The 898-nt window shown below is 75.4% G+C and carries 1 protein-coding gene; it reads left to right on the plus strand.

What is annotated here, in order from left to right; all coding sequences use genetic code 11:
• Window positions 1–75: 75 nt before the first annotated feature.
• Window positions 76–898: hypothetical protein (locus EF918_RS36170; RefSeq protein ID WP_148141374.1), on the plus strand; the 823-nt coding region annotated here is incomplete at its 3' end.

Genomic DNA, 898 nt, shown 5'->3' on the forward strand with positions numbered 1-898 from the left:
GGGCGCCGCCCAGCCGCTTCTCGAAGATGTCGGCCGTCCGCCGGGCGGGCCAACACGGCCGCCGCCGCCAAGGCCGTGGTCACGCTGCGCGCCGGGCGCGGCCTGTGGCCGGACCGGCAGGTCTCCAAGGCGTTCGGCCGTGACCTGGGCGATCTGCTCGGCGCCAGCCAGCCGTATCTGTCGGCGGGAGCCAAGGGCTTCCGCGGCACCGGGGCGGGGACGTTCGCCGACACCTTCGCCCGGCGGACGGCCGACATCTTCGAGAAGCGGCTGGGCGGCGCCCTGGGCAAGGAGGCCGCCCGCAGCCTCGGCGAGAAGTACGGCCAGGCCTTCACCCGGAACTGGGGCCGGGCCGGGGCCGACCACGCAGCGCTGTCGCAGGCGCTGCACGGCGTGCTGCGGAACAGCGGGCTGGACAAGGCCGGCATCAAGGCGCTGACCGCGGGCGTGCCCGCGGCGGCGACCGGGATGGGCGCGGGTTCGCTGGGCTTCCGGCTCGGCCAGATCCTCGGCGCCTCGGTCGGCTCGGGCGTCCACAACTCGGTCACCGAGGGCTTCTACACCCTGATCTTCACGGACGAGCACCGCTTCGACGTGAGCTGGCAGGGCTTCGTGTCCGGGCTGTCGATGGGCCTGCTCGGCAAGGTGCAGCACGAGTTCATCGCGGCGCCGCTGGGCGCCAGGTGGGCGCGGGCCTGGCACGACATGCCGTCGCTGCGCGAGATCGTGGCCAAGGTCCGGGCCGCCCAGGGTCCCGACGGCGCGGCCGGGCTGCCCGGCCCCTGCGCCGTCCCGTCCGTGTACGTGTACGGACGGACCGACGTCCCGCCCCCCAGCAGCGGCGTCCGCTCCTCGCCCCCGCCGGGGAGGAGTCCCTCGGCCTCCTGCACCCGGAGAC

This window comes from Streptomyces sp. WAC06614, from assembly GCF_003949795.1.
GTDB lineage: Bacteria > Actinomycetota > Actinomycetes > Streptomycetales > Streptomycetaceae > Streptomyces.